Raw genomic sequence first — 1,346 nt, 5'->3', positions numbered from 1 at the left:
GGTCAAGCCCCAAGTAGTGGTGTAACTCGTTGTTGATCCTTCGGTGGTGGTCAGGCTGGTATTTGCATCAGGTCATCGGTGGTCACCTCCGTCGTCGAGTCGGTGTTTGTGTCGGTGGTCAGGGTCAGCCTGCAGCGGCTCAGGACTTCGAGGCCGAGGTATCGGCGGCCTTCGGCCCATTCGTCGGTCTGCTCGGCCAGGACGGCGCCGATGAGCCTGATGATCGCGTCTCGGTTGGGGAAGATCCCCACGACGTCGGTGCGGCGTCGTATCTCACGGTTGAGGCGTTCGGTGGGGTTGTTGGACCAGATCTGACGCCATACGTCGTCGGGGAACGCGGTGAAGGCCAGCAGGTCCTCGCGGGCATCGTCGAGGTGGTCGGCGACCTCGGGCAGCCTGTCTTCGGTGTACTCCAGGAGCCGGTCGAACTGCTCATGCACCGCGGTGGCGGTGGGCTGGTCGTAGACGCTGTGCAGCATGGCTTTCACGGCCGGCCACATGCTCTTGGGGCAGGTGGCCATGAGGTTGGCGGCGTAGTGGGTGCGGCAGCGCTGCCAGGCGGCGCCGGGCAGGTTCGCCGCGATCGCCTCGACCAGTCCGGCGTGGGCATCGGAGGTCACCAACCGGACTCCGTCCAGGCCGCGGGCCACCAGGTCGGCGAAGAAGGTGTTCCATGAGGCCTTGGTCTCACTGGTGGCCACCTGCATCCCGAGGACTTCGCGGTGGCCGTCGCCGTTGACGCCGGTGGCCAGCAGCACTGAAGCCTTGACGACCTGCTTGTTCTCGCGGACCTTGATCGTCAACGCATCGGCGGTGACGAAGGTGAACGGGCCGGCCTCGTCCAGGCGGCGGTGTCGGAAGGCGGCGACCTGCTCGTCCAGTTCGGTGGCCATGCGGGAGACCTGGGATTTGGACAGTGAGTCGATGCCCAGCGTCTTGACCAGTTTGTCCATCCGGCGGGTCGATACTCCGGCAAGGTAGCAGTCCGCCACGACGGTGATCAGGGCGGATTCGGCCCGCTTGCGGCGCTCGAGCAGCCACTCGGGGAAGTACGAACCCGAGCGCAGTTTCGGGACGGCGACATCGACGGTTCCGACGCGGGTATCCAGGGGCCGGTGGCGGTAGCCGTTTCGGTAGTTGGTGCGCTCAGCCGAGCGGGCGTTCCACTCGGCGCCGCAGACAGCGTCGGCATCGGCGGAAAGCAGGGCGTTGATGATGGTTTGCAGCAGCTCGCGCATCAGATCCGGTGACGCGTCGGCGAGGGCTTGGCCAAGCAGGCCTGCAGGGTCGACAATATGAGGTGCGGTCATCGTGATGACTCCGTTCGAGGATTCTTTAGACGGTTG

At 65.5% G+C, this 1,346-nt stretch carries 1 protein-coding gene; it reads right to left on the bottom strand.

Features of this window, described 5'->3' with window-relative positions; translation table 11 throughout:
- Positions 1-50 precede the first annotated feature (50 nt).
- Complete coding sequence (locus ACSEEN_RS21375; protein ID WP_247865287.1) at positions 51-1,310, bottom strand: IS256 family transposase; 1,260 nt, start codon at positions 1,308-1,310, stop codon at positions 51-53.
- Positions 1,311-1,346 lie beyond the last annotated feature (36 nt).

It is taken from the genome of Gordonia marina (assembly GCF_052036135.1).
Classification (GTDB): Bacteria; Actinomycetota; Actinomycetes; order Mycobacteriales; family Mycobacteriaceae; genus Gordonia.
Note: the sequence above shows the minus strand (reverse complement) of the source record. Positions and strands in the feature narration are given on the sequence as shown.